18 protein-coding genes are annotated in these 21,376 nt (G+C 69.7%); 6 read left to right on the plus strand and 12 right to left on the minus strand.

Annotated features, from left to right (window positions below):
- Window positions 1–143: 143 nt before the first annotated feature.
- Window positions 144–1,616, minus strand: a complete 1,473-nt coding sequence (locus ACK8CO_RS14655) for an NAD-dependent succinate-semialdehyde dehydrogenase (RefSeq protein ID WP_414897097.1) — start codon at window positions 1,614–1,616, stop codon at window positions 144–146.
- A 50-nt stretch (window positions 1,617–1,666) separates the two neighbouring features.
- Here ACK8CO_RS14655 and ACK8CO_RS14660 point away from each other — a divergent pair, with 50 nt between their 5' ends.
- The gene (locus ACK8CO_RS14660) at window positions 1,667–2,488 is read left to right on the plus strand and encodes an alpha/beta hydrolase (RefSeq protein WP_414897098.1); all 822 of its coding nucleotides are present in this window, start codon (window positions 1,667–1,669) and stop codon (window positions 2,486–2,488) included.
- A 659-nt stretch (window positions 2,489–3,147) separates the two neighbouring features.
- On the opposite strand, the gene ACK8CO_RS14665 is transcribed toward ACK8CO_RS14660, so the two are convergent.
- The 6 genes from ACK8CO_RS14665 to ACK8CO_RS14690 all read right to left on the minus strand — a co-directional run bounded on the left by ACK8CO_RS14665 (window position 3,148) and on the right by ACK8CO_RS14690 (window position 10,102).
- The gene (locus tag ACK8CO_RS14665) at window positions 3,148–4,137 is read right to left on the minus strand and encodes a P1 family peptidase (protein WP_414897099.1); all 990 of its coding nucleotides are present in this window, start codon (window positions 4,135–4,137) and stop codon (window positions 3,148–3,150) included.
- A gap of 65 nt (window positions 4,138–4,202) precedes the next feature.
- The gene (locus tag ACK8CO_RS14670; RefSeq protein ID WP_414897100.1) at window positions 4,203–5,324 is read right to left on the minus strand and encodes a hypothetical protein; all 1,122 of its coding nucleotides are present in this window, start codon (window positions 5,322–5,324) and stop codon (window positions 4,203–4,205) included.
- Window positions 5,317–6,765, minus strand: a complete 1,449-nt coding sequence (locus ACK8CO_RS14675; protein WP_080617163.1) for an aldehyde dehydrogenase family protein — start codon at window positions 6,763–6,765, stop codon at window positions 5,317–5,319. Before ACK8CO_RS14675 ends, ACK8CO_RS14670 begins: the two co-directional genes overlap by 8 nt.
- Window positions 6,766–6,771: 6 nt before the next feature.
- Complete coding sequence (locus ACK8CO_RS14680; protein ID WP_414897101.1) at window positions 6,772–8,343, minus strand: ABC transporter ATP-binding protein; 1,572 nt, start codon at window positions 8,341–8,343, stop codon at window positions 6,772–6,774.
- A complete protein-coding gene (locus ACK8CO_RS14685; RefSeq protein WP_414897102.1) occupies window positions 8,340–9,161 on the minus strand; it encodes an ABC transporter permease in 822 nt (273 codons plus the stop codon). Before ACK8CO_RS14685 ends, ACK8CO_RS14680 begins: the two co-directional genes overlap by 4 nt.
- On the minus strand, window positions 9,158–10,102 hold the full coding sequence (locus ACK8CO_RS14690) for an ABC transporter permease (RefSeq protein WP_080617160.1): 945 nt from the start codon (window positions 10,100–10,102) through the stop codon (window positions 9,158–9,160). Before ACK8CO_RS14690 ends, ACK8CO_RS14685 begins: the two co-directional genes overlap by 4 nt.
- A 241-nt stretch (window positions 10,103–10,343) precedes the next feature.
- Between ACK8CO_RS14690 and ACK8CO_RS14695 the strand changes: the two genes are divergently transcribed.
- Window positions 10,344–11,561, plus strand: a complete 1,218-nt coding sequence (locus ACK8CO_RS14695) for an aminopeptidase P family protein (RefSeq protein WP_414897103.1) — start codon at window positions 10,344–10,346, stop codon at window positions 11,559–11,561.
- A gap of 154 nt (window positions 11,562–11,715) precedes the next feature.
- On the opposite strand, the gene ACK8CO_RS14700 is transcribed toward ACK8CO_RS14695, so the two are convergent.
- Window positions 11,716–13,212 (minus strand): ABC transporter substrate-binding protein, encoded by a 1,497-nt coding sequence (locus ACK8CO_RS14700; RefSeq protein ID WP_414897104.1) that lies wholly within the window; start codon window positions 13,210–13,212, stop codon window positions 11,716–11,718.
- 137 nt (window positions 13,213–13,349) lie between these two features.
- Here ACK8CO_RS14700 and panB point away from each other — a divergent pair, with 137 nt between their 5' ends.
- Together panB and panC are read left to right on the plus strand one after the other, a co-directional pair.
- Window positions 13,350–14,180, plus strand: a complete 831-nt coding sequence (panB, locus tag ACK8CO_RS14705) for a 3-methyl-2-oxobutanoate hydroxymethyltransferase (RefSeq protein ID WP_080617157.1) — start codon at window positions 13,350–13,352, stop codon at window positions 14,178–14,180.
- Complete coding sequence (gene panC, locus ACK8CO_RS14710; RefSeq protein WP_080617156.1) at window positions 14,177–15,028, plus strand: pantoate--beta-alanine ligase; 852 nt, start codon at window positions 14,177–14,179, stop codon at window positions 15,026–15,028. The genes panB and panC overlap by 4 nt, the downstream gene beginning before the upstream one ends.
- Window positions 15,029–15,035: 7 nt before the next feature.
- Here the strand turns inward: panC and ACK8CO_RS14715 are convergent, their stop codons facing one another.
- Complete coding sequence (locus tag ACK8CO_RS14715; RefSeq protein ID WP_414897105.1) at window positions 15,036–16,322, minus strand: acetylornithine deacetylase/succinyl-diaminopimelate desuccinylase family protein; 1,287 nt, start codon at window positions 16,320–16,322, stop codon at window positions 15,036–15,038.
- Between the two features lie 140 nt (window positions 16,323–16,462).
- Here ACK8CO_RS14715 and ACK8CO_RS14720 point away from each other — a divergent pair, with 140 nt between their 5' ends.
- Both ACK8CO_RS14720 and ACK8CO_RS14725 read left to right on the plus strand, forming a co-directional pair.
- Window positions 16,463–16,729, plus strand: a complete 267-nt coding sequence (locus tag ACK8CO_RS14720; protein WP_080617154.1) for a hypothetical protein — start codon at window positions 16,463–16,465, stop codon at window positions 16,727–16,729.
- 7 nt (window positions 16,730–16,736) lie between these two features.
- Entirely contained in the window at window positions 16,737–17,360 is a 624-nt protein-coding gene (locus ACK8CO_RS14725; RefSeq protein WP_080617153.1) for a DUF1523 family protein, read from the plus strand.
- Between the two features lie 17 nt (window positions 17,361–17,377).
- Here ACK8CO_RS14725 and ACK8CO_RS14730 read toward each other — a convergent pair whose 3' ends face one another.
- The 3 genes from ACK8CO_RS14730 to ACK8CO_RS14740 form a co-directional block, all read right to left on the minus strand.
- Window positions 17,378–19,402, minus strand: coding sequence for an aldehyde dehydrogenase family protein (locus ACK8CO_RS14730; protein ID WP_414897106.1), 2,025 nt, complete (start codon window positions 19,400–19,402; stop codon window positions 17,378–17,380).
- Window positions 19,403–19,406: 4 nt separating this feature from the next.
- A complete protein-coding gene (gene deoC / locus ACK8CO_RS14735; protein WP_414897107.1) occupies window positions 19,407–20,426 on the minus strand; it encodes a deoxyribose-phosphate aldolase in 1,020 nt (339 codons plus the stop codon).
- A 66-nt stretch (window positions 20,427–20,492) separates the two neighbouring features.
- Complete coding sequence (locus ACK8CO_RS14740; protein WP_414897108.1) at window positions 20,493–20,867, minus strand: hypothetical protein; 375 nt, start codon at window positions 20,865–20,867, stop codon at window positions 20,493–20,495.
- Between the last annotated feature and the right edge of the window lie 509 nt (window positions 20,868–21,376).

Below are 21,376 nucleotides of genomic sequence, written 5' to 3' on the forward strand. Positions count from 1 at the left end.
GGCGTCGGGCCGCCGTCCCGTCTGGGTCCGATGTTCCGCCGACAGGCGCTTCGGGGTCAAGGCGGAAATGACCGCAGGCGGGCCGGTTGTCCCGGTCCGCCTGCGCCGTTCTCTCATCTTTCGTCGGGGCTGCCGGTCCCGGGTCAGACCGACATGCAGATGTATTTCATCTCGAGATAGTCCTCGATGCCGTGTCGGCTGCCCTCGCGGCCGAGCCCCGATTGCTTGACGCCCCCGAAGGGCGCGACCTCGGTCGAGATCACACCGGTATTGACGCCGACGATGCCATATTCCAGCGCCTCGGCCACCTTGTAGACCCGCGACAGGTCGCGGGCGTAGAAATACGAGGCCAGCCCGAAGATGGTGTCATTGGCCATGGCGATGACGTCATCCTCGGTCTCGAAGCGGAACAGCGGCGCCAGCGGGCCGAAGGTCTCGTCGGTGGCGAACTGCATCTCGCGGGTGGCGCCGGTGACGATGGTGGGCTCGAAGAAGGTGCCGCCGCGCTGATGCGGCTTGCCGCCGAGGATGACCTTCGCGCCCTTGGCGGTGGCATCGGCCAGATGGGTCTCGACCTTCTCGCGCGCGGCCTCCGAGATCAGCGGGCCGAGATCGGTGCCCTCCTCCATGCCGTCGCCGACCCTGAGCTTGCCGACCGCCTCGACCAGCTTGGCGGCGAAGGCGTCATAGACGCCCGCCTGCACGTAGATCCGGTTGGCGCAGACGCAGGTCTGGCCGTTATTGCGGAACTTGCAGGCGATGGCGCCCAGCACGGCGGCGTCGAGATCGGCATCGTCGAACACGATGAAGGGGGCATTGCCGCCCAGCTCCATCGAGCATTTCTTGACCTGATCGGCGGCCTGGCGCAGCAGGATGCGGCCGACCCCGGTCGAGCCGGTGAAGGTGATCTTGCGCACCAGCGGATTCTCGCTGAATTCGAGGCCGATATCGGGCGATTTCGTCGAGGTGACGACCGAGAAAAGTCCTTTGGGCAGGCCCGCGCGCTCGGCCAGAACGGCCATGGCCAGCGCCGAAAGCGGGGTCTCGGCGGCGGGCTTGATGACGATGGCGCAGCCCGCGGCCAGCGCCGGCGCGGCCTTGCGGGTGATCATCGCATTGGGAAAGTTCCAGGGCGTGATCGCGGCCACGACGCCCACCGGCTGGCGGATCACGGTCAGGCGCTTGTCGGGCTGGTGGCCGGGAATGGTCTCGCCATAGATCCGCTTGGACTCTTCGGCGAACCATTCGACGAAGGAGGCGCCATAGGCGATCTCGCCCCGGGCCTCGGCCAGCGGCTTGCCCATCTCGGCGGTCAGGATCATGGCCAGATCGTCCTGCGCGGCCATCAAGAGATCGTACCATTTGCGCATGGTGTTGGCGCGCTCTTTCGCGGTCTTCGCGGCCCAGCGTTTCTGTGCGGCGGCCGCGGCCTCGATGGCGCGCGCGGTCTCGGCGCGGCCCATCTCGGGCACCTCGCAGAGGGTCTCGCCATCGGCCGGGTTGGTCACCGCGAAGGTCGCGCCGTCATCGGCACCGGCCCAGTCGCCGGCCAGATAGGCCCGGGTTTCCAGCAGGTCCGGGTCCTTGAGCAGGCTCTTGAGGTCGCGTGCAGGCATCGATACGTCTCCCTTGGATGGTCTGTGACCCGTATTTGGAGGCGCGACAAATGGTCATGCAAGCGGAAACTGTCGACTGGGACGATGCCTATGCAAACGCTCCCCACATTCCCGACTCGGAAACCTATCCGGCGCGGCTCACGGCGGCGGCCGAAGCGTTCCGGAAAGGCGTCCGGGCCGAGCTCGACCGCCCGTATGACGATCATCCCCGCCAGCGTTTCGATCTGTTCTTCCCGGAGACGAAGCCGAGGGGGCTGATGGTCTTCGTCCATGGCGGCTACTGGATGCGGTTCGACAAGTCCTTCTGGTCGCATATGGCCGAAGCGGCGCTGGCGCGGGGCTTTGCAGCGGCGCTGCCCTCCTACCGGCTGGCGCCCGAGGTCACGATCCCCGAGATCACCGCGGATATCCGCGCCGCGGTCGCGGCGGCCGCCGGCTGCGTGGAGACGGGGCCGCTGGTGCTGGCCGGGCATTCGGCGGGGGGCCATCTGATGGCGCGGATGCTCTGCCCCGATGCCGCGCTGCCCGGGAGGGTTGCCGACCGGATCGCCCGGGCGATGCCGATCTCGCTGCTTTCCGACCTGCGCCCGCTGCTCAGGACCAGGATGGCCGGCCCGCTCGGGCTCGATGCAGAGATCGCTGCGGCCGAAAGCCCGGCGCTGATGACGCCCTTGGCCGATGTGCCGGTCCATGTCTGGGTCGGCGGCGACGAGCGTCCGGTCTTTATCGATCAGGCGCGCTGGCTGGCCGAGGCCTGGACCGGCGCGGCGCTGACCGTGGATCCGGGGCATCATCATTTCAACGTGATCGACGGGCTTGCGCGTGCCGACAGCCCGCTTGCCACGGCGCTGTTCGACGGGCTTGAGATCTAGCATCCCCGCAAGGCTGTTCCTCCGCTGCGGGCGGGCAGCACCGGGCGCAGCGGTCCCGGCAATCGGGCATGTGTCGCTGGGGCGTTCCGGCCGGTGGGGCGGGCTTCCGCCGGAATTGGGCAAATGGGTTGCGGGCCTTCACGCTTTCGGAACGCGGAAACCTCCGCGGTCCGGGAGCGCCTTGTCAATGAGGGGAGGGCGCGGCCCGCGGTGAGACGACTGGCAGAAGGCAGGGCCTCGGTCTCGGGGGACAGGGCGTTCGCGCGGGGGCCGATCACGAGAATTCCTGCCGGCATCGATGTCTCTCGGGCGCCTGTCCGGCTGCGTTTCCGGCCGGCCCTCGCGGCGATGGTCTGATCGGGGCCTGATCGGGGGCGCGCCGGGCGGTGCCCATCCCATCGCCGAGACCGCCAGGGGCGCCGGATATCTGCGCGCATTCCGGTCCGGCCTGCGCGGCGCCGAGGCCCCAATCCGGGCCTGCGCTCTCTGCATTCACCGTGCCGGGCGGCAGCAGATCGGGAATTCCTCTCGGCGGAGCAAACGGCTCGGGTTTCCCTGCGCAGCGAGAAAACCCGCCTCGGGGTCATGGGGGCGATTGCCTCGCTTCGGCCCTCGGCGGCCCCAGGGTGAATGCAGGCAGCTCCCCCACCCGGGGCGTCTCAGGCGCCGAACCGGTCCTGCCAGCAGGGCTGCGGGTCGCCGGGAGCCGGGCGTGCCAGATAGACGCCGCGGGCGATGGCGCGGGCCAGGCAGATGGCGGCGGCATGGCCCAGCCTGAGCGCCTCGAACCCGTCCCCGGGCAGCGGCTTCGCCCCGGTCGCGGCGGCAAAGACCAGATCGCCGTCGAAGGGCGTATGGCTCGGCACCAGCGCGCGGGCCATGCCGTCATGGGCGGCAATGGCCATCCGCGTGGCCTGGGCCTGTGTCAGCGCCGCATCGGTCGCGACGATGGCGATGGTGGTCGACTGGCCGAGCTTGGCCTCGGGCCGCGGCTCGGCATAGGGGTCGTGGCGCCCCGGCCCAAGCCCGCCGAACTCGGCCCCGATCTCGAAGGGGGCGGCCCAGAATTCCGGCCCGCCCCCCATCACCGCCGAGCCCAGCGCATTGACCGCGACCAGCGCACCGACGGTGATGCCGCTCTCCAGCACCAGCGAGGCCGAGCCCAGCCCGCCCTTCAGATCGGCCGTGGTGGCGCCCAGCCCCGCGCCCGCACTGCCCAGCTCGATCTCTTCGGAGGCCGCGGCCAGCGCCGCCCGGCCAAGCGCGCGATAGGGCGCCTCGTCCCAGTCCTTGTCACCGCCATTGGCCAGATCGAACAGGATCGCACCCGGCACGATCGGGACCCGCTGCCCCGCGACCTCAAAGCCCCGGCCCATCGCGCGCAGCCCCTCGGTCACGCCCGCCGCGGCATCGAGCCCGAAGGCCGAGCCACCCGACAGAACCAGCGCATCGACCTCCTGCACCAGCCGGTCGGGCGCCAGCAGATCGGTCTCGCGGGTGCCGGGCGCGCCGCCCATCACATGCACCCCGGCCACGAAGGACGCCTCGCCCAGCAGAACCGTCACGCCGGTCTTCACCCGCGCATCCCCGGCCTGGCCGACCGTCAGCCCCGCCACATCGGTCACAAGGTTCCGTGGTCCCGGCCGCATCGCGCCCCTTTCGTCTTCTTCTTGGTAAAAATACCCATGACACGCGGCCCGAAGAAAGCCCGGCGTCAGGACGAAGCCTCTCCGTCGCCAAGGACGCGCCGAAGCAGCGCCCTGAGCGCTTCATCGACCCTGCCGCTGCCGGGCATTGTCAGCCGCCCGCTGGATTTCCACCCGGTCGAGACCGCCGCGCAGTGCCAGTAACCGGCCTCCTGTCGCACGAAGCGGTGTTTGAAGGGCAGCCGTTCGAGCCTGTGCACATCCCAGTTGAACCGGCCCGCAAGCCGTCCCGGCGCGACCGCATATTTGATCGGGCAGGCATGTTCTTCCTCGGGCAGGACAAAATGGTCGACATGGCGCAGCGGCGGCTGCGCCTCGGGGGCCGGCACCCGCCAGCGGCCACGGAAAGGCGCAAATCCGATGGGATGGGCCACGGCCATGTCGAAGACGCTGCGGCCTTCGGACCAGACCAGCTCGTCGATATCGGAATTCAGAACGGCCCGCGCGCCATAGAGATAGCGCAGCCGGGCAAGGTTCATCATGGCCGGTCGGAAGAACTTGGCCCGGTGCGGGTTCGACACGCCCCGGATCACCGGTCCGTAGGGCACGGGCGCCGAGACCACATGCGCGGCAAGCCCGGTCTCCTCGATGACGCGCGCGATATCGCCGGGCGCATAGGCATCCGATCCGTTGTCGATGAACAGAAAGGCCTCGGCCCCCTGCGTCTTGCGGTGAAACAGGGCATGGTCGCGGACCCATTGCAGGTCGTTGTTGCGCGAAATCGTCAGCAGAACATTGCGTCCGGCGAAGGGCTCGGGCCGGACCCGTCCGACGGCCGCTTCCACCACCCAGCCCTCGCCCTCGACGCGCAAACGCTCAGGCCTCGCGGGCGCGGGCAGCCGCCATATCTCGTGGCGCTGGAACCGGCGGCGGCGCAACCGCGCGGGGCGACCGTCCAGCAGGACCCTGGCCTGCGACAGCGGCCGGGCCAGATTGAGCAGGAGAGGCGCGATCACCGTCACCTCGCCGCGATCCTCGCGCCAGAACGCATCGTACCACAAGGTGGTGCGGTCATAATTGGCCTCGTAGCGCGCATCGCGGGCCTCCGGCGGGGCCATGTCGTCGCGCCGGAGCGGCGTTGCCGACAGCCCAGCCGGGTTCAGTTCCGTCACGGGGGCAGTTTCATCCATGGCGGGCAGCCACCGTCTTCAGAACCGAAAAACCGTACAAAGCCTGAAATCCTTTCTCGCGGCCGTGCCCCGACAGGCCGGTGCCGCCGAAGGGCAGCTCGACGCCGCCGCCGGCACCGTAATTGTTGAGATAGACCTGGCCCGCGCGCAGCTTGCGGGCCATCCGCATCTGCCGGGCGCCATCGCGGGTCCAGACCGCGGCGACCAGTCCGTAACCGGTGCCATTGGCAATGGCCACCGCCTCCTCCTCGTCGCCGAACGGGATCACCACCTGCACCGGGCCGAGGATCTCGGCCTGGGCCAGACGGTGCCCGGGCGGCACCCGGGTCAGCAGCCGCGGCGCCACGTAATAGCCGCCCGCGGGCGCATTGCCGATGATCCGGCCCTCGGCCGCGGTCTCGAGATCCTCGCCCTTCTTGAGGTAATCCAGCACGATCTCCTTCTGCCGGGACGAGATCAGCGGCCCGAGATTGAGATCCTCGAGTGCGGGCCCGACCCAGAGCCCGCGATAGGCTTCGGCCATGCGCCCGACCAGCTCGTCGTAAAGCCGCCGCTCGACCAGGATGCGCGACGCGGCCGAGCAGCTCTGGCCCGCATTCTGCAACCCGCCATTGACCAGGAAGGGCAGCGCCGCTTCGAGATCGGCATCGGCAAAGACGATCTGGGGCGACTTGCCGCCGAGCTCGAGCGTCACCGGCGCGACATGGCGCGCGGCCTCGGCCTGAACCTTGCGCCCGACCGAAAGCGAGCCCGTGAACGAGATGTGATCGACCCCGGGATGCGAGGCCAGCGCCGCACCCGCCTCCTCGCCAAGGCCCGGTACCACGTTCAGCGCGCCATCGGGCAGGCCCGCCTCCTCGGCCAGCTTGGCGAAGGCCAGCGCGGTCAGGCAGGCCTCTTCGGCGGGTTTCAGCACGCAGGCATTGCCCATCGCCAGCGCCGCGCCGACCGAGCGCCCGATGATCTGCATCGGGTAGTTCCAGGGAATGATGTGGCCCGTCACCCCATGCGGCTCGCGCAGGGTGTAGACGGTATAGCCCTCCATGTAGGGGATGGTCTCGCCCGTCACCTTGTCGGCGGCGCCGCCGTAGAATTCGAGATAGCGCGCCAGCGTCATCGCATCGGCGCGGGCCTGGGTCAGCGGCTTGCCGACATCGGTCGCCTCGATCCGCGCCAGCGTCTCGGCCCGGCCGCGCACGAACTGGCCGATCCGGGTCAGCACGCGCCCGCGCTCGGTCGCGGTCATCCGGCCCCAGGGGCCCTGGCGCGCCTCGTCGGCCGCGGTGACCGCAGCGTCGATATCGGCCACCTTGCCGCGCGCGATCGAGCCGATCGGCGCCCCGGTCGAGGGATTCTCGACGGCGAGGAAATCGCGGCTGGCAGGGGGCTGCCAGACCCCGCCGATGAAGCAGCGGTCGGTTTCGAACCAAAGCTCGCGCATATGTGTCTAATCCGGTTCCTTCAGCTTCGGAGCGGCGGCCAACAACGCCTTGGTATAGGCATGCGCCGGTTCATGCAGTACCTTTTCTGTCGCCCCTTCCTCTACGATCCTGCCGGCCTTCATCACAAGCACCCGTTCGGTGATCGACTTGACCACCGAGAGGTCGTGACTGATGAAAAGATAGGACAGGCCGAAACGCGCCCTGAGATCCGCCAGAAGGTCGAGGATCTGTGCCCTGACCTGAACGTCAAGCGCCGAGACCGCCTCGTCAAGCACGATCAGATCGGGCCGGGCGATCAGGGCCCGGGCGATGGCGATCCGTTGCCGCTGGCCGCCTGAGAATTCGTGGATGAAGCGCGTGCGGTCCGCCGGATCGAGTCCCACGGCGGTCAGCGCCTCGTCGATCCGGGCCGTGGCATCGGCGGGGCGGCCGGTCAGGTGGAACGGCTCGGCGATCAGCCGGGCGACGCTATGGCGCGGATTGAAGCTGCCATAGGGGTCCTGGAAGACCGCGTTCATCCTGCGCCGGATCTGCCTGGGCATCGGCGTCCCGGCCCGGATCGCGGTGCCGCCAAGCCGGATCTCGCCGCCCTGAAGCGGCTCGAGCCCCAGAACGGCGCGCGCGAGGGTCGATTTGCCGCATCCCGATTCGCCCACGAGGCCGAGGCTTTCCCCGCGCGCGATGGCGAAGCTGACGCGGTCGACCGCGCGCTGCGGCGGCGGTCGGCGCCACAGCCCGCGATGCGGGCCGGGATAGGTGCGGACCGCGCCCCTGACCTCGAGAAGCGGCGGACCGGGCAGTGGCGGGGCGCTCGAAGGTCTGTGCGTCGAGGCGGCGACAAGGGCGCGGGTATAGGGGTGGCTTGGGGCGGCAAGCACGGATGCGGCCGGACCCTCCTCGACGATCTCGCCCGCGCGCATCACCGCCAGACGGTCGGCAAATCCCGAGATCACCGCCAGATCATGGGTGATCAGCAAGAGTCCCATGCCGGTCTCGGCCACCAGCGCCTTCAGCAGATCGAGGATCCGCGCCTGGGTGGTGACATCGAGCGCGGTGGTCGGCTCGTCGGCGATCAGCAGTTGCGGGCGCAGGGCGATGGCCATGGCGATGCAGACCCGCTGGCGCTGCCCGCCCGAGAGCTCATGCGGAAAGCGGCCGGGCGGGAACCGCTCGGGCGGCAGCCCGACCCGGTGCAGGAGCCGCGCAGCCGCGCGCCGCGCCTCGGCCCGGCTTGCCTCGCCATGCACGATCAGCGTCTCGGCGACCTGATCTCCGATCGTCTTGACCGGGTTCAGCGCGGTCATCGGCTCCTGGAAGATCATCCCCAGATCGCGGCCGCGTATCCGGCACATCTGCCGTTCGGACAGATCCATCAGGTCGCGCCCGTCGAGACGGATCCGGCCCCCGGCCCGCGCGCCCTCGGGCAGAAGCCGCATCAGCGCAAGCGCGGTCATCGACTTGCCCGAGCCGCTTTCGCCCGCCAGTCCCAGGATCTCGCCCCGGCCGATCCCGAGCGAGACCTGCCGGAGCACCGGCAGCCCGTTGATGCGGAGGCTGAGCCCCTCGATCGCGATCACCGGGCGGCTCTCCTCAGCCGGGGATCGAGCGCGTCGCGCAGCCCGTCGCCCAGAAGGTTCAGCCCCAGAACGGTCAGAACGATGGCCAGCCCCGGCAGGATCGCGAGCCGGGGCGCGCTGTAGATCATGGTCTGCGCCTCGGCCAGCATCCGGCCCCAGCTGGGCGTCGGCGGCTGCGCCCCCAGCCCGACATAGGACAGCCCCGCCTCGGCGAGGATGCCGAGGCTGAACTGGATCGTCGCCTGCACGATCAGCAGATTGGCGATATTGGGCAGGACATGTTCGGTGCTTATCCGGGCGCGGCCCTTGCCCGACAGTTCGGCCGCGCGGATATAATCGAGCGTCCAGAGGCCGAGTGCGGCGCCGCGCGTGACCCGGGCGAAGACCGGGATGTTGAAGATGCCGATGGCCAGGATCGCGTTCAGCGCCGAGGGGCCGAGAATGGCGGTGATCAGGATCGCGATCACCAGCGCCGGGAAGGCGAAGATCAGGTCGTTCATGCGCATGACGATCTCGTCGAGCCAACCGCCGCGGGTTGCTGCCGCCATCAGCCCCAGCGGCACGCCCGCGGCCATGCCGATGCCGACCGCGACCAGCGCCACCGCGATCGAGCTGCGCGCGCCCACCATCAGCATCGACAGCATGTCCCGGCCCAGATGGTCGGTTCCCAGCGGATGGGCGTCACCGGGCGGGCGCAGCCGCTCGGCGATGTTCAGCGCGGCGACGTCATGGGGCACCCAGACAAGCGACAGCGCCGCCAGCGCCAGCACGCTGCCGCTGAGCAGGCCGCCCGCGATCAGGGCCGGACGCGCGCTCATCGGCGCCTCAGCCGCGGATCGACCGCGGCATAGGCCAGATCGACGAGGAAGGTGACGAGGATCACCGCGAAGACCAGCAGCATCACCACGCTTTCGACCACGATCAGGTCGCGCTGGGTGATGGCCTGGAAGATCAGCCGCCCGAGCCCGGGCAGGAAGAACACGTTCTCGATGATGATGGCCCCTGCCAGCAGAAAGGAGAATTGCAGCCCGAGGATGGTCAGGACCGGGATCAGCGCGTTGCGGAAGGCATGGCGGCGGAGCGCCTGGGCCCGGCTCAGGCCCTTGGCGCGGGCGCTGCGGATATAGTCCTGCCCCAGCGTCTCGATCAGCGCCGAGCGCATCACCCGCGCGAGGATCGCGGCCTGGGGCAGGGCCAGCGCCACCGCCGGAAGCGTCAGCGCCTTGATGCCGGGGCCAAGCCCCGCCTCCCAGCCCGGAAAGCCGCCCGCCGAGACCCAGCGCAGCTTGACCGCGAAGACCAGCACCAGAAGCATCGCGAACCAGAAATTCGGCACCGCGATGCCCAGCTGCGTCGCCGCCATGATCCCCAGATCTGCCGGCCGCCCGCGCCGTGCTGCGGCCCAGAGCCCCACCGGCAGCGCGATCGCCGTCGACAGCGCCAGCGCATAGGCCGCGAGCGGCAGCGAGACCGCGAGCCGCTCGGTCACCAGATCGGCGACCGGCACGCGATAGGTGTAGGACAGCCCCATGTCGCCGGTCGCGAGCCCCGAGACCCAGTCGAGATAGCGCGCCCAGAGCGTGCCCGAGAGCCCCAGCTCGTCGCGCAGCGCCGCCACCGTCTCGGGCGCGGCGTTCAGCCCCAGCATGTAGGCGGCCGGATCGCCCGGGATCACCTCGATGGCCGCAAAGATCGCGAGACTGGCGGCGACCAGGCTCAGCGACAGCGACAGGAGGCGGGTCAGGGCATATCGCAGCATGGCGCCGAAACTAGGCCAAGGGGCGGGGGGCGCGCCAGTGCAATCGCCGTCGCGATTGCCGGCGTGCCAGCTTGCCAGACCGGGCGGCGGCTGTATCCTCGCAACCGGGCGTCGCGCCGATGGCGTCGCGCGCGGGGGGCGTTTGGCGCCCCGTTGCCCGGCGCCTGCCGCCTGTTCTCCTGTACGCCGGGAAGATCCGATGCCCCGGCCGCGTGCCGGGACACCTGCCGAGGGAGCTTTCATGACCCGATCCGATCCCCGCCCCGCCTTCTGCCGTTTCCCCGGAGACGAGAAGGCGCCACTGCCATTTTCGGCCGAGGAATACGACACCCGCCTGATGGGGCTTCGGGCCGCGATGGACGCCACCGGCGCCGAGGTCGCGGTGCTGACCTCGATGCAGAACGTGGCCTATTATTCGGGCTTTCTCTATTGCAGCTTCGGCCGGCCCTATGCGCTGGTGGTGACCGCCTCGCAGTCGGTCCTGATCGGTGCGGGCATCGACGGGGGCCAGCCCTGGCGGCGTTGCCATGGCGAGGCGCTGAGCTATACCGACTGGGCGCGCGACAATTTCTGGCGTGCGGTCGCGCATGTCGCGGGGCAGGGGCGTTGCGTCGGGATCGAGGCCGATCACCTGACGCTGGCCCGGCGGGACGAGCTTGACACCTTCCTTGCGCCCGCGGGCACGGTCGATCTGGCGCCCGCGACCATGGAGCAGCGGATGCGCAAGAGCGCGGCCGAGCTCGACCTGATCCGGGCCGGGGCGGCGGTGGCAGATCTGGGCGGCCATGCCATCCGCGCGGCGGTGCGCGAGGGCGCGCGCGAGATCGACGTGGCGATGGCCGGGCGCGACGCGATGGAGCTGGAGATCGCGCGGCGTTTCCCCGAGGCCGAATATCGCGACACCTGGGTCTGGTTCCAGTCCGGGCCGAATACCGAGGGTGCCCATACCCCTCTGACCGGCCGCGTGCTGCAGCGCGGAGACCTGCTGTCGCTGAACGCCTTTCCGATGATTTCGGGCTATTATACCGCGCTCGAGCGGACCATGGTTCTGGGTGCGCCCGATCCGGCGATGCTGGCGCTGTGGGAGGCCAATCTGGCAGCCCATGAATATGGCATGTCGCTGCTGAAACCGGGCATCTCCTGTGCCGAGATCACCCATCGCCTCAATGATTTCCTCGCCGAGCGCGATCTGCTGCACTATCGCAGCTTCGGCTATGGCCACAGTTTCGGGATCCTGTCGCATTACTATGGCCGCGAGGCCGGGCTGGAGCTGCGCGAGGATATCGACACCGTGCTGGAACCCGGCATGGTGATCTCGATGGAGCCGATGCTGACCATTCCCCGGGGCCGTCCCGGCGCCGGTGGCTACCGCGAACACGACATCCTGATCGTCACCGGGGAGGGTGCGGAAAACATCACCGGCTATCCCTACGGGCCCGGGTTCAACGTGATCGACTGAGGGGCGGGCTCTCTGCGCGGTCGCTGCTGTCGCGACATGGGTATTTGGACCAAGAAGAAGCCAGCTGCGGTTTCTTCTTGGATCAAATACCCGAAAGCCCGCCTGCCCCGTCAGGGGCAGGCCAGAAGGCTTGCGCCGCAGGCGTTCCTCCGGATCAGTCGGTCCAGCGCACGGCGGTCAGGTCATTGGCCTGGGTCGGTGCGTTTTCCCAGAGCCCTTCGATCTTCGCATTGGCGACGCCGGTCTTGGCGAGCTGGAAGAGATAGATGTTGACGTAATCCTCGGCGATCATCCGTTGCGCCGCCTGCAGGATCTCCGAGCGCTCCTCGGGGGCGGTCGCGCCCGCAAGCCGGTCCATCAGGGCCGCGAAATCCGGTTTGCCATAGCCGAAATAGTAGTCGGGCCGGGCATAAATGCCGATATCCATCGGCTCGGTATGGCTGACGATGGTCAGGTCGAAATCGCGCCGCTTGAATACCTGGTCGAGCCATTGCGCCCATTCCAGGTTGGTGATCTCGGTCTCGATCCCGGCGGCGCGCAGTTCGGCGGCCACGATCTCGCCGCCGCGCCGGGCATAGCTGGGCGGCGGCAGCGCGAGGCGCAGGGTGAGGTCGGTCTGCCCGGCCTGGGCCAGCAGCGACCGGGCCATTTTCGGATCATGCCCCGACAGCGCGGTGAGGTCGACATAATCGGGATGATGCGGCGCGAAATGGGTGCCGATGGGCGTGCCATAGCCGAACATCGCGCCGTCGATGATGTCCTGCCGGTCGATGGCATGGGCAATTGCCTCGCGCACCCGGATGTCGTCAAGCGGCGCGCGGCGGTTGTTGAGCGCGAGGATGGTCTCGCCCTCGGTGGTGCCGACGATCACCCGGAACCGCGGATCGGCCTCGAATTGCGGCAGCGTCTCGGGGGCGGGAAAATTCGGGAAGGCGTCGACATCGCCCGCCATCATTGCCGCATAGGCCGCGTTCGGATCGGGGATGAACTTGAAGGTGGCGCGGGCCAGCGCCGGGGGCGGGCCCCAGTAATCGGGGTTGCGCACCAGCTCGACCCGGTCGCCATGGACCCAGCGCTCGAACCGGAACGGGCCGGTGCCGACCGGGGCGGTGGCCTCGGTCCCGGCGGTTTCGGGGGCGAGGATCACCGCATCGCCCCAGGCCATCTTGAAGGGAAACGCGCCGTCGGGCCGGGCAAGCGTGATCGTGACCGTCAGCGGATCGGGGGCGGCGACGCTTTCGATCCCGTCGAACAGGGCCTTCTGGGCATTGGTGCTCTCGGGGGCCCGGGCGCGGTCGAGGGTGAAGACCACGTCCGCGGCCTCCATCGCCGTGCCGTCGTGAAAGCGCACGCCCTCCCGCAGATGGAAGGTGTAGACGGTGGCGGCCTCGTTCGCTTCCCAGCTGGCGGCGAGGCCCGGCACCACGGTGCCGTCGGGGGCGAAGCGGGTGAGGCCCTCGAAGAGATTGGCATAGACCACCTCGTCGATGGCGGCGGCCGCGCCCGAGGTCGGGTCGAGATTGGGCGGCTCGAGCACCATGCCGATGGTGATCGTCTCCGGCGGCGCGGCCTGTGCCGGCCCGGCGATCAGATGCAGCGCGACGGGCAGCGCGAGGGCGAGGTTCAGGGCGGTCGTCCGAATGGGGCGCATCCTGCGGTCTCCTTTCCGTTCCGCCCCCATCTGAGGCCGTGCGGGGGGGCAAGGCAAGGCCCGGGCCGCGCCGCCGCGCTGGATTCTGCGCTGCAGCGCGCTATAAGGCCCGCCAAGGAAGGGTGAGGGAGGACAGGATGAGTGCAAGTGCGGAAAGCCGCCAGATGACGGTGGCCGGGGTCCGGGCGAGGAAAGGGGGCACGCCGCTGGTCTGCCTGACCGCCTATACCACGCCGATGGCCGAGGCGGTCGATGCCGCCTGCGATGTCGTTCTGGTGGGCGACAGTGTGGGCATGGTGCTGCATGGGCTGCCCTCGACGCTGGGCGTCACCATGGAGATGATGCTGATGCATGGCCGGGCGGTGGCGCGCGGGCTCTCACAGGCGCTGATGGTCGTCGACATGCCCTTCGGGAGCTATGAGGAAAGCCCCGAACAGGCCTTCCGCAACGCCGCGCGGCTGATGGCCGAGACCGGCTGCGGCGCGGTAAAGCTGGAAGGCGGGGCGGCGATGGCCGAGACGATAAGGTTCCTGACCGCGCGCGGCATTCCGGTGATGGCCCATGTCGGGCTGACGCCGCAGGGCGTGATGGGCTTCGGCGGCTACAAGGTGCAGGGCCGGGGCGCGGACGGCGCGCGGGTGCTGGCCGATGCGCAAGCGGTGGCCGAGGCGGGCGCCTTCGCGGTGGTGCTGGAAAAGGTGCCCGAGGCGCTGGCCGACCGGATCACGGAGGCCGTTCCGATCCCGACCATCGGCATCGGCGCCTCGGCGCGCTGCGACGGGCAGATCCTTGTCGTCGATGACATGCTGGGCGTCTTCACCGGCTTCCGGCCGAAATTCGTCAAGCGCTATGCCGAGCTGGGCGCGGCCGCCCGCGCGGCGGCCGAGGCTTATGCCGGGGAGGTCCGCGCCCGGCGTTTCCCCGGTCCCGAACATGTCTTTGCCGACAAGACCGGAGGTGCCGCATGAGCGCGCCGATCCTGCGCAGCCTTGAGACGCTGCGCGCAATTCGGGCCGAGTGGCGGGCCGGGGGCGCCCGCGTCGCGGTGGTGCCGACCATGGGCGCGCTGCATGACGGGCATCTGAGCCTCGCTGCCGCCGCGAAGGCTGCGGCCGACCGGGTGATCGTGACGATCTTCGTCAACCCGAGACAATTCAACGATCCGGGCGATCTGGCGCGCTATCCGCGTACCGAGGCGCGCGATGCCGAGAAGCTGGCGCCGCTCGGGGTCGATGCGATCTATGTGCCCGCGCCCGATCAGATCTATCCGCCGGGCTTTTCCAGCGCGGTTTCGGTCACGGGCGTCAGCGAGGGGCTTTGCGGCGCGCATCGGCCGGGCCATTTCGACGGCGTGGCGACGGTCGTGACCAAGCTGTTGCTGCAGACCGGCGCCGATTGCGCCTTTTTCGGCGAGAAGGATTATCAGCAGCTGATGGTGGTGCGGCGGCTGGTGCGCGATCTCGACATTCCGGTCGAGATCGTGGGCTGCCCCACGGTGCGCGAGCCCGACGGGCTGGCGCTGTCCTCGCGCAATGCGCTTCTGCCCGGGGATGTGCGGGCCACGGCGCCGGCGCTTTATCATGCGCTTGTCGAGGCGCGGCGGGCGCTCGAGGCCGGGACCGGGGCGGGGGCGGCGCTGGCAACGGCGCGGGGCGCGATCCTGGCGGCAGGCTTTGCCGAGGTCGAATATCTCGAATTGCGCGCGGCTGCCGATCTGGCGCCGCTCGAGGCCCCGGACGTGCCGGCCCGGCTGCTGGTGGCGGCACATCTGGGCGGGGTGCGGCTGATCGACAATATCCCCGTGGCGGCGCGCTGAGGCGCGCTCATCTGCCCAGCAGGTCGTGTAGCGTCAGCGCCATGACCTGCGCGGCCTCGACCATGTCGTTGATGCCGACCCATTCGTCGGGCTGATGCGCCAGATCGAGAATGCCCGGCCCATAGGCGATGCAGTTCCTGAGCCGCCCGATCCGGTCGATATGCTTCTGGTCATAGGTGCCGGGCGAGACCACGAAATCGGGCGCGCTGCCCAGCACCCGGCCGATCGCCTGCTCGACCGAGCGCACCACCGGGGCGTCGCGGTCGGTCATGCTGGGGCGGACCTCGAACAGCTCGCGGATCTCGTAGTCGAAGCCCGGACGGCGCGCCCGGACCCGCTCCATCAGCGCGCGGATCTCGCGCTTGACCTCCTCGGGATCCTCCTCGATCAGCACCCGCCGGTCGAGGGTGATGCGGCAGCGGTCGGGCACGCAGGGCGCGGGCAATCCGTCATAACCTTCCGCCTGCTCCGGCTCGCCGCCATGGACCGCGTTGATGTTGAGCGTGGCGGACCGGGCGCCCTCGGGCACGACCGGCATCGCCGTCTGCCGCCCGGCCAGCAGCGGAAACAGCGTGGCCTCCATCTCGGCCAGCACCGCGCCCATGTGGCGGACCGCGCAATCGCCCAGAAACGGCATCGAGCCATGGGCGATCCGGCCCTTGGTCTCGATCTCGGCCCACCAGACGCCGCGATGGCCAAGACAGATCCGGTTCTTGTTCAGCGGCTCGGGGATGATGACATGCTGGACCCGCTCGGGCGCGAACCAGCCGCGCTCGGCCAGCCAGGCGACGCCGCCGAAGCCGCCCGATTCCTCGTCGGCGGTGGCGCTGATCTCGACCGCGCCGCGATAGGCGGGGCAGGTGGCGACGAAGGTCTCGGCAGCCAGCACCGCCGAGGCGATGCCGCCCTTCATGTCGCAGGCGCCCCGGCCCCAGACCCGGCCGTCGCGGATCTCGCCGCCGAAGGGATCGACGGTCCAGCCATGGCCGACCTCGACCACGTCGTGATGGCCGTTGAAATGCACGCAGTCGCCCTCGCCCGCGCCCTCATGCCGCGCGATCATGTTCCAGCGTGGATGGGCATCGCTGTCGGCCGGTGCGCCGCGGGCCCGGACATAGCTGACCTCGAAGCCCTTCGTGGCCAGCCGCTCGCCGAGGAATTCGCAGATTTCGAGATAGTTGCGCCCGGGCGGGTTCAGCGTGGGGATGCGGATGAGATCGCGCGCCAGCGCCGCCACCTCGCCGCGCCCCGCCGCGACCGCCTGTTCAAGCCCATGTTCCACAGATCTGTCCATGACCCGAACCTAGCGCCATGCCCGGGCTGCGGCAATCGCGCCCGGAGGGCACGCGCGCTGCGCGGCTGTCGTGCAAATCGTATCGGGGGGTCCTATATTCATCCCCGGAACGGGGCGCGCCTGTCCCGCTGGAGGGAACAATGTTCGCATTCCTGCGTTTCGCACTTGCGGGGTTCGTGATCCTCACGGTGATCTATGTCGCCGTGTCGCTCTATTCCCGTGCGGTCAGACGCGGCAAGCTCGGACGGGAATGGGACGAGGAGGTCCGCATCGGCGACCGCCAGGCTTATGTCGAGGAGGGGTTGAGGCAATATGACCGCTCGCTCCGGCGCAAGCTGATCCTCGGGGTCTATGTCGTGCCGGCCATCGTCGTCGGCACGATCATCTATATCACGAATTACATGTGAGGCTCGAATGGCTTACGTCAAATGGACCATCGTCACCATCGTCGTCCTGGTGATCGCGGGCTTCCTGCACTACACGCTGCCCCAGCATGACGTGGTGCGGATCACCGCGACCAAGGAACGTCAGATCACTTTCGGCGAGAACCGGATCTTCTTCGCCAATAACGGCGCCGGGAACAGCGAAGGCGACAAAAGCCGCTTCGTCAATTTCATCGAGACGTTCAACCGCGACGGCAAGCCCGTCGTCTTCCGCAACGAGGATACCGGCTGGGGCTGGCCGCCCTATTTCAAGTTCGACACCTCGAACCTGCAGGCCAAGGCCAGCGACTTGATCTCGGACAAGGAAAACCCCGACTGGGTGGTCGTGACCCATTACGGCTGGCGCAACGAATATCTCTCGATCTATCCGAACGCGGTCGAACTGCGTCCGGTGGGCAGCCCGGATGAAAGCCCCATCCCGTGGTTCAACATCCTCTTCCTCGGCGCCCTGGCCGCGCTGGTGATCTGGATCTGGCAGCTGCTGGCCCGGTTCAAGGAAGACCGGATCGAGCCGATGCTGGACGAGATGGGCGAATCGCTCGAGTCGGTCGGCGACCGTGCCGAGGGCTTCTGGCGCCGGGTGTTCTCGCGCTGAGTGGCCGGGGGGCGCGGTCAGGCGCCCCAGCTCAGCCGGAGGGTCCGGAACCGTCCGGCGGCAATCCTGAACAGATCGCCCGCGCCTCCGGGGCCGCTCCAGGTTTCGGGGGTGCCGGTCTCTGAAAGCCAGAGTGCCTTTCCGGTCGTGGCCGCCCGTGCCGGCAGGTCTTCCGGCAGATCCGAGGCGCCGAAACACCAGAGCGCATCGAGATCGACCCTCGCGGCAAGCCCGGAGGCAAGGTCTGCGCGCGGCCCCGACACGATCCCCACCAGTCCCTTCGGCATCCCGGAGGCTTCGAGGGCTCCGATCAGAGCCCGGGCCTCGGTCCCGGCGCCCGCGCCGGGATGCACCAGCGCGCCATTGCCCGTTGCCAGAACCGGTCCCAGGATCGAGGCCAGCGGCAGCGCGGCCTCGGTTAAAGGTGCCGGGCAAGGCGCAGGGCAAGGCGCTGGGCAAAGCTCGGGGCAAAGCAGGGCGATCACGCCAAGCGGCCTGTGCCGGGTCAGGGTGGCGCTGCCCTGCGCTTCGGCCCAGGGGGCGTGGGCGGTCGCGGCCGTTCCGGCCGCGCGGGCCAGCCGGTCGGCCGGGCCTGCGGCGCGTTCCGCGATAAATTTGGCGGCGCGGGTCAGGATCGCGGCCCGTTCGGCGGCGCTGCGCCCGGCCCAGCCGGGCTGCATTTTGCGGGCTGCCGTCAATGCGGCCGATGGTGCAGGCGCGGGGCCTGTGGCGGCGGCTTCGGGCCGGGCCGGGGCAAGGCCCGCAGGCCTTTGCCACAGCTCCAGCGGATCGGGGGCGGGGTCGAGATCGGCGCCGTTGACAGAGACCGTCCCGGCCTCGAGTGCGGTTGCCATATCGAGCGCGGTTGCCAGCGTTTCGCTCCAGAGGCTCGCGGCCGGGGCAGGCGGGATGGCATTGGCCAGCCGGATGGCCTCTGCCGGGGTCCGGAAGCTCATCGACAGGAGCACCGGGCCGGGCAGGCCGGTCGTGACCTCGGGCATCGCGGGCGCGAGTCCGGTGATCAGGGCCGGGGCCATGAAGGCGCCGCTCTCGGGCAGGCGCGGCAGGGGCTGGATCGTGACGCCGCCGGTCTCGGCCAGCGCGGTGCTCAGCCGGTCGCGGAGCGCCGCATTGGGCAGCGGCCCCAGATCGGTGGCCGGATCGAGCGGGTCGCCGACGATCAGCCGTGCCATCCGTCCGGCCAGCTGGGCATGGAGCCGTTCGGCGACGGAGTCCTGCACCAGCAGCCAGTGACCGGCGGTTCCGGGCGGCGGATCGCCCAGCAGGCCCGCGATGGCGTCGGCGGCGGCATCGAGATCGGCATCCTCCAGCACCAGATGCAGGCAGGGTCCGCGCAATGTCGCGATGGGAGGCCGCGCCAGGTCGGACAAGGCCTCTGCGGCGCCAGGAAGAACGGAAAGCAGCCCGGCAGGCAGCCCGGCCGTTCCGGCGGCGTCGGCGAGGCAAAGCATGGCCAGGCGTCCATCGGCTGGTCCGGGCGCAAGGATCGCAGCATTTCCTGCGGCCAGCGCCGGGGCGATCCGCCCGAGCGAGGGGCCTGGCTCCAGCTCTGGCGCGACAAGCCCGAGCGGGGCAGAACCGGGCCGGTCGGCGGCGCCCGCCAGAAGGCTGTCGGCGGTTTGCCGGAGGGCTGCGAGGTCTCTGCTCAGCCAGCGACGACAGGCCCGGACCGGGCGCCCTGTCTCGAGCGCCAGAAGCTGTGCCAGACAGCCCTCCCGCGTCGCGATTTCCCCGGCCCAGTCCTGCAGATGCCGCGCCCGCACGGCGTCGGGCAGCGCGGCCCAGAGCGGCTGGGCCGCCGCCGCTGCCGCGCGCGCCTCGGCGAGATCGGCGGAGCTTGCATCGGCCAGACGGGCAAGCTCGGCGCCGCTCGCCGGAGAGCAGATCGTGGCGGTATCCCCGCCGGGGCGGAGCGATCCGGCGATCCAGGGCCCGAAACGGCCGTCATGCCGGCCGATCCAGGCGCGGGCCTCGGCATCGGGAGCGCGGCCTGGGCCGCGGTCGAGGGCGGTCGGCGCCATCGCCCTAACCCGCCGCATGCCGGCGCGGAGTGCTGCCCGCCCCGAAGGCGATCTCGTCCAGCCGCCGCTCGATCGCGCCCAGAAGCGAGGAGGCGCCGAAGCGGAAGAGCGCGGGTTCCTGCCAGCGCGGCCCGAGTTCCTCGCCCACCAGCCCCAGCCAGTCGAGCGCATCGCTGGCGGCCGAGATTCCGCCCGCAGGCTTGAGGCCCACGCTGACCCCCGTCGCCTCGCGATAGGCGCGGATCATCCGGCACATGGTCAGCCCGACCGGCAGGGTCGCGTTCACCGGCTCCTTGCCGGTCGAGGTCTTGATGAAATCGGCCCCCGCCATCATCGCCACCAGACTGGCGCGGGCGACATTGGTCAGCGTGCCCAGCTCGCCCGTCGCAAGGATCGCCTTCATGTGGGTGGGCCCGCAGGCGGCGCGAAAGGCCGCGATCTCGTCATAAAGCGCCTGCCAGTCGGCCAGAAGGACGTGGCGGCGCGAGATCACGATGTCGATCTCCGAGGCGCCGGCCGCCACGCTGGCCTCGATCTCGGCCAGCCGGGTGGAAAAGGGCGACAGCCCGGCGGGAAAGCCGGTCGAGACCGCCGCGATCGGCAGCCCCGAGCCCTCGAGCGCGGCGAGGGCAGGGGCGATCATCTCGTGATAGACGCAGATCGCGGCCGTCGTGACCGGCCCGGCGCCGAGCGCCGCGCGCAGATCGGCCCGAAGCGGGTTCCGGGCCTTGGCGCAGAGCTGGCGCACCCGGCCCGGCGTGTCGTCGCCCGATAGCGTCGTGAGGTCGATCAGCCCGACCGCCCGCAGAAGCCAGGCGGCCTCGGTGCCCGGATCGGCCGGCCGTCGCGCTGCCAGACCCGCGACATGGCGTTCGGCCGCCGGGCGGTTCACCCGGGTCGATGCGATCCAGCCGGTGTCGAGCGGCAGGCCGCCATTGCGGGCAGGCGCCAGCTGCGGAAGCGCAGGGCTGGCGGCCACGTCCGGTGTCCTCCTGGCCGGTGTCTTGTCCTCGTTGCGGGTCATGCGCGCGCTCCCTGCGGATCTCTGCTGCCCTTGGTGACATGCCGGGGGCAGGTGGTTCAAGCGCGCTCAGAGGGTCAGGAAATAGGGGTCGGAACTGTGCCAGTAATCCGAGAAGTCGGCGGCGCGGGCATGCGGCAGGCCGAGGCTCTGCATGGCGTAGAGATCGGCCGAGAGCAGCCCCGCCAGCCGGAACCCGGTCTGTGCCGCGCTGCGTGCCGGGCTGCCTTCCGAGAAGATCGCCTCGATCTGTGCCGAGGCATTGACGAGCGCGAAGATAAGCGCCAGCGGCGGCACATCGGGCCAGTCGAAGACGCTGTCGCGCGCGAAGGACCGCCAGCCTTCGGGCGATGCCAGAAGCGATTCGAGTGCGAACTCGGTCAGACTCTCGGAGGGATTTGCCTTCGATACGGTGGGGCTGGGCTCTGGCATGTTGTGAAACATCGAAATCATCCGGGTCACAAGGCTGGGCGAAGGGCCGGGCGCCCGCCAGCCCGGCTTACTGGTCAATTCAATCTGACTGGCTTCAATGCGGTGCGCGTCGGTGCCGCCTCCTACGGCCCTCCGGAAGGTCTTCAGGATAGGCGGGGGGGCAAAAGCGAACAAGCTTTTCGGGTGTGTTTTAGGCGGATCGCCGCGCGCCTGCTGGCCGGTTTCAGGCAGGATTCCGGCGGCGGGCGGCCGGGGCGCGATGTCGCAGCGGAGGCCGTCCGGCAATGGCGCCTTCGCTGCGATTTCGGGTATCCGGCGGAAAAGCCTGGCCTTCTCCGGATGGATCGGGGCGGCGCCGGGACATCCGGGGCGCGGGGCCTTGCAAATCCGGGCAATCCGCCTCATTTATTCAATAAATTGCATTTGTTTTGCCGTGACAGGTTCATCACGGGGGCGATCGCGGGGGCCGCCCGGGCCAAACGTCCGGGCCCAGTGTCCGGACCTCGTGCCCAGGGAAGACG

This window comes from Rhodovulum sp. HP10 (assembly GCF_047553435.1).
GTDB lineage: Bacteria > Pseudomonadota > Alphaproteobacteria > Rhodobacterales > Rhodobacteraceae > Rhodovulum.

What these genes read in the sequence shown, in the direction of transcription:
- ACK8CO_RS14655 (WP_414897097.1), bottom strand. Translation starts at nt 1,616, where the DNA reads ATGCCTGCACGCGACCTCAAGAGCCTGCTCAAGGACCCGGACCTGCTG.
- ACK8CO_RS14660 (WP_414897098.1), top strand. Translation starts at nt 1,667, where the DNA reads ATGGTCATGCAAGCGGAAACTGTCGACTGGGACGATGCCTATGCAAAC.
- ACK8CO_RS14665 (WP_414897099.1), bottom strand. Translation starts at nt 4,137, where the DNA reads ATGCGGCCGGGACCACGGAACCTTGTGACCGATGTGGCGGGGCTGACG.
- ACK8CO_RS14670 (WP_414897100.1), bottom strand. Translation starts at nt 5,324, where the DNA reads ATGGATGAAACTGCCCCCGTGACGGAACTGAACCCGGCTGGGCTGTCG.
- ACK8CO_RS14675 (WP_080617163.1), bottom strand. Translation starts at nt 6,765, where the DNA reads ATGCGCGAGCTTTGGTTCGAAACCGACCGCTGCTTCATCGGCGGGGTC.
- ACK8CO_RS14685 (WP_414897102.1), bottom strand. Translation starts at nt 9,161, where the DNA reads ATGAGCGCGCGTCCGGCCCTGATCGCGGGCGGCCTGCTCAGCGGCAGC.
- ACK8CO_RS14690 (WP_080617160.1), bottom strand. Translation starts at nt 10,102, where the DNA reads ATGCTGCGATATGCCCTGACCCGCCTCCTGTCGCTGTCGCTGAGCCTG.
- ACK8CO_RS14695 (WP_414897103.1), top strand. Translation starts at nt 10,344, where the DNA reads ATGACCCGATCCGATCCCCGCCCCGCCTTCTGCCGTTTCCCCGGAGAC.
- ACK8CO_RS14700 (WP_414897104.1), bottom strand. Translation starts at nt 13,212, where the DNA reads ATGCGCCCCATTCGGACGACCGCCCTGAACCTCGCCCTCGCGCTGCCC.
- panB (WP_080617157.1), top strand. Translation starts at nt 13,350, where the DNA reads ATGAGTGCAAGTGCGGAAAGCCGCCAGATGACGGTGGCCGGGGTCCGG.
- panC (WP_080617156.1), top strand. Translation starts at nt 14,177, where the DNA reads ATGAGCGCGCCGATCCTGCGCAGCCTTGAGACGCTGCGCGCAATTCGG.
- ACK8CO_RS14715 (WP_414897105.1), bottom strand. Translation starts at nt 16,322, where the DNA reads ATGGACAGATCTGTGGAACATGGGCTTGAACAGGCGGTCGCGGCGGGG.
- ACK8CO_RS14720 (WP_080617154.1), top strand. Translation starts at nt 16,463, where the DNA reads ATGTTCGCATTCCTGCGTTTCGCACTTGCGGGGTTCGTGATCCTCACG.
- ACK8CO_RS14725 (WP_080617153.1), top strand. Translation starts at nt 16,737, where the DNA reads ATGGCTTACGTCAAATGGACCATCGTCACCATCGTCGTCCTGGTGATC.
- ACK8CO_RS14730 (WP_414897106.1), bottom strand. Translation starts at nt 19,402, where the DNA reads ATGGCGCCGACCGCCCTCGACCGCGGCCCAGGCCGCGCTCCCGATGCC.
- deoC (WP_414897107.1), bottom strand. Translation starts at nt 20,426, where the DNA reads ATGACCCGCAACGAGGACAAGACACCGGCCAGGAGGACACCGGACGTG.
- ACK8CO_RS14740 (WP_414897108.1), bottom strand. Translation starts at nt 20,867, where the DNA reads ATGTTTCACAACATGCCAGAGCCCAGCCCCACCGTATCGAAGGCAAAT.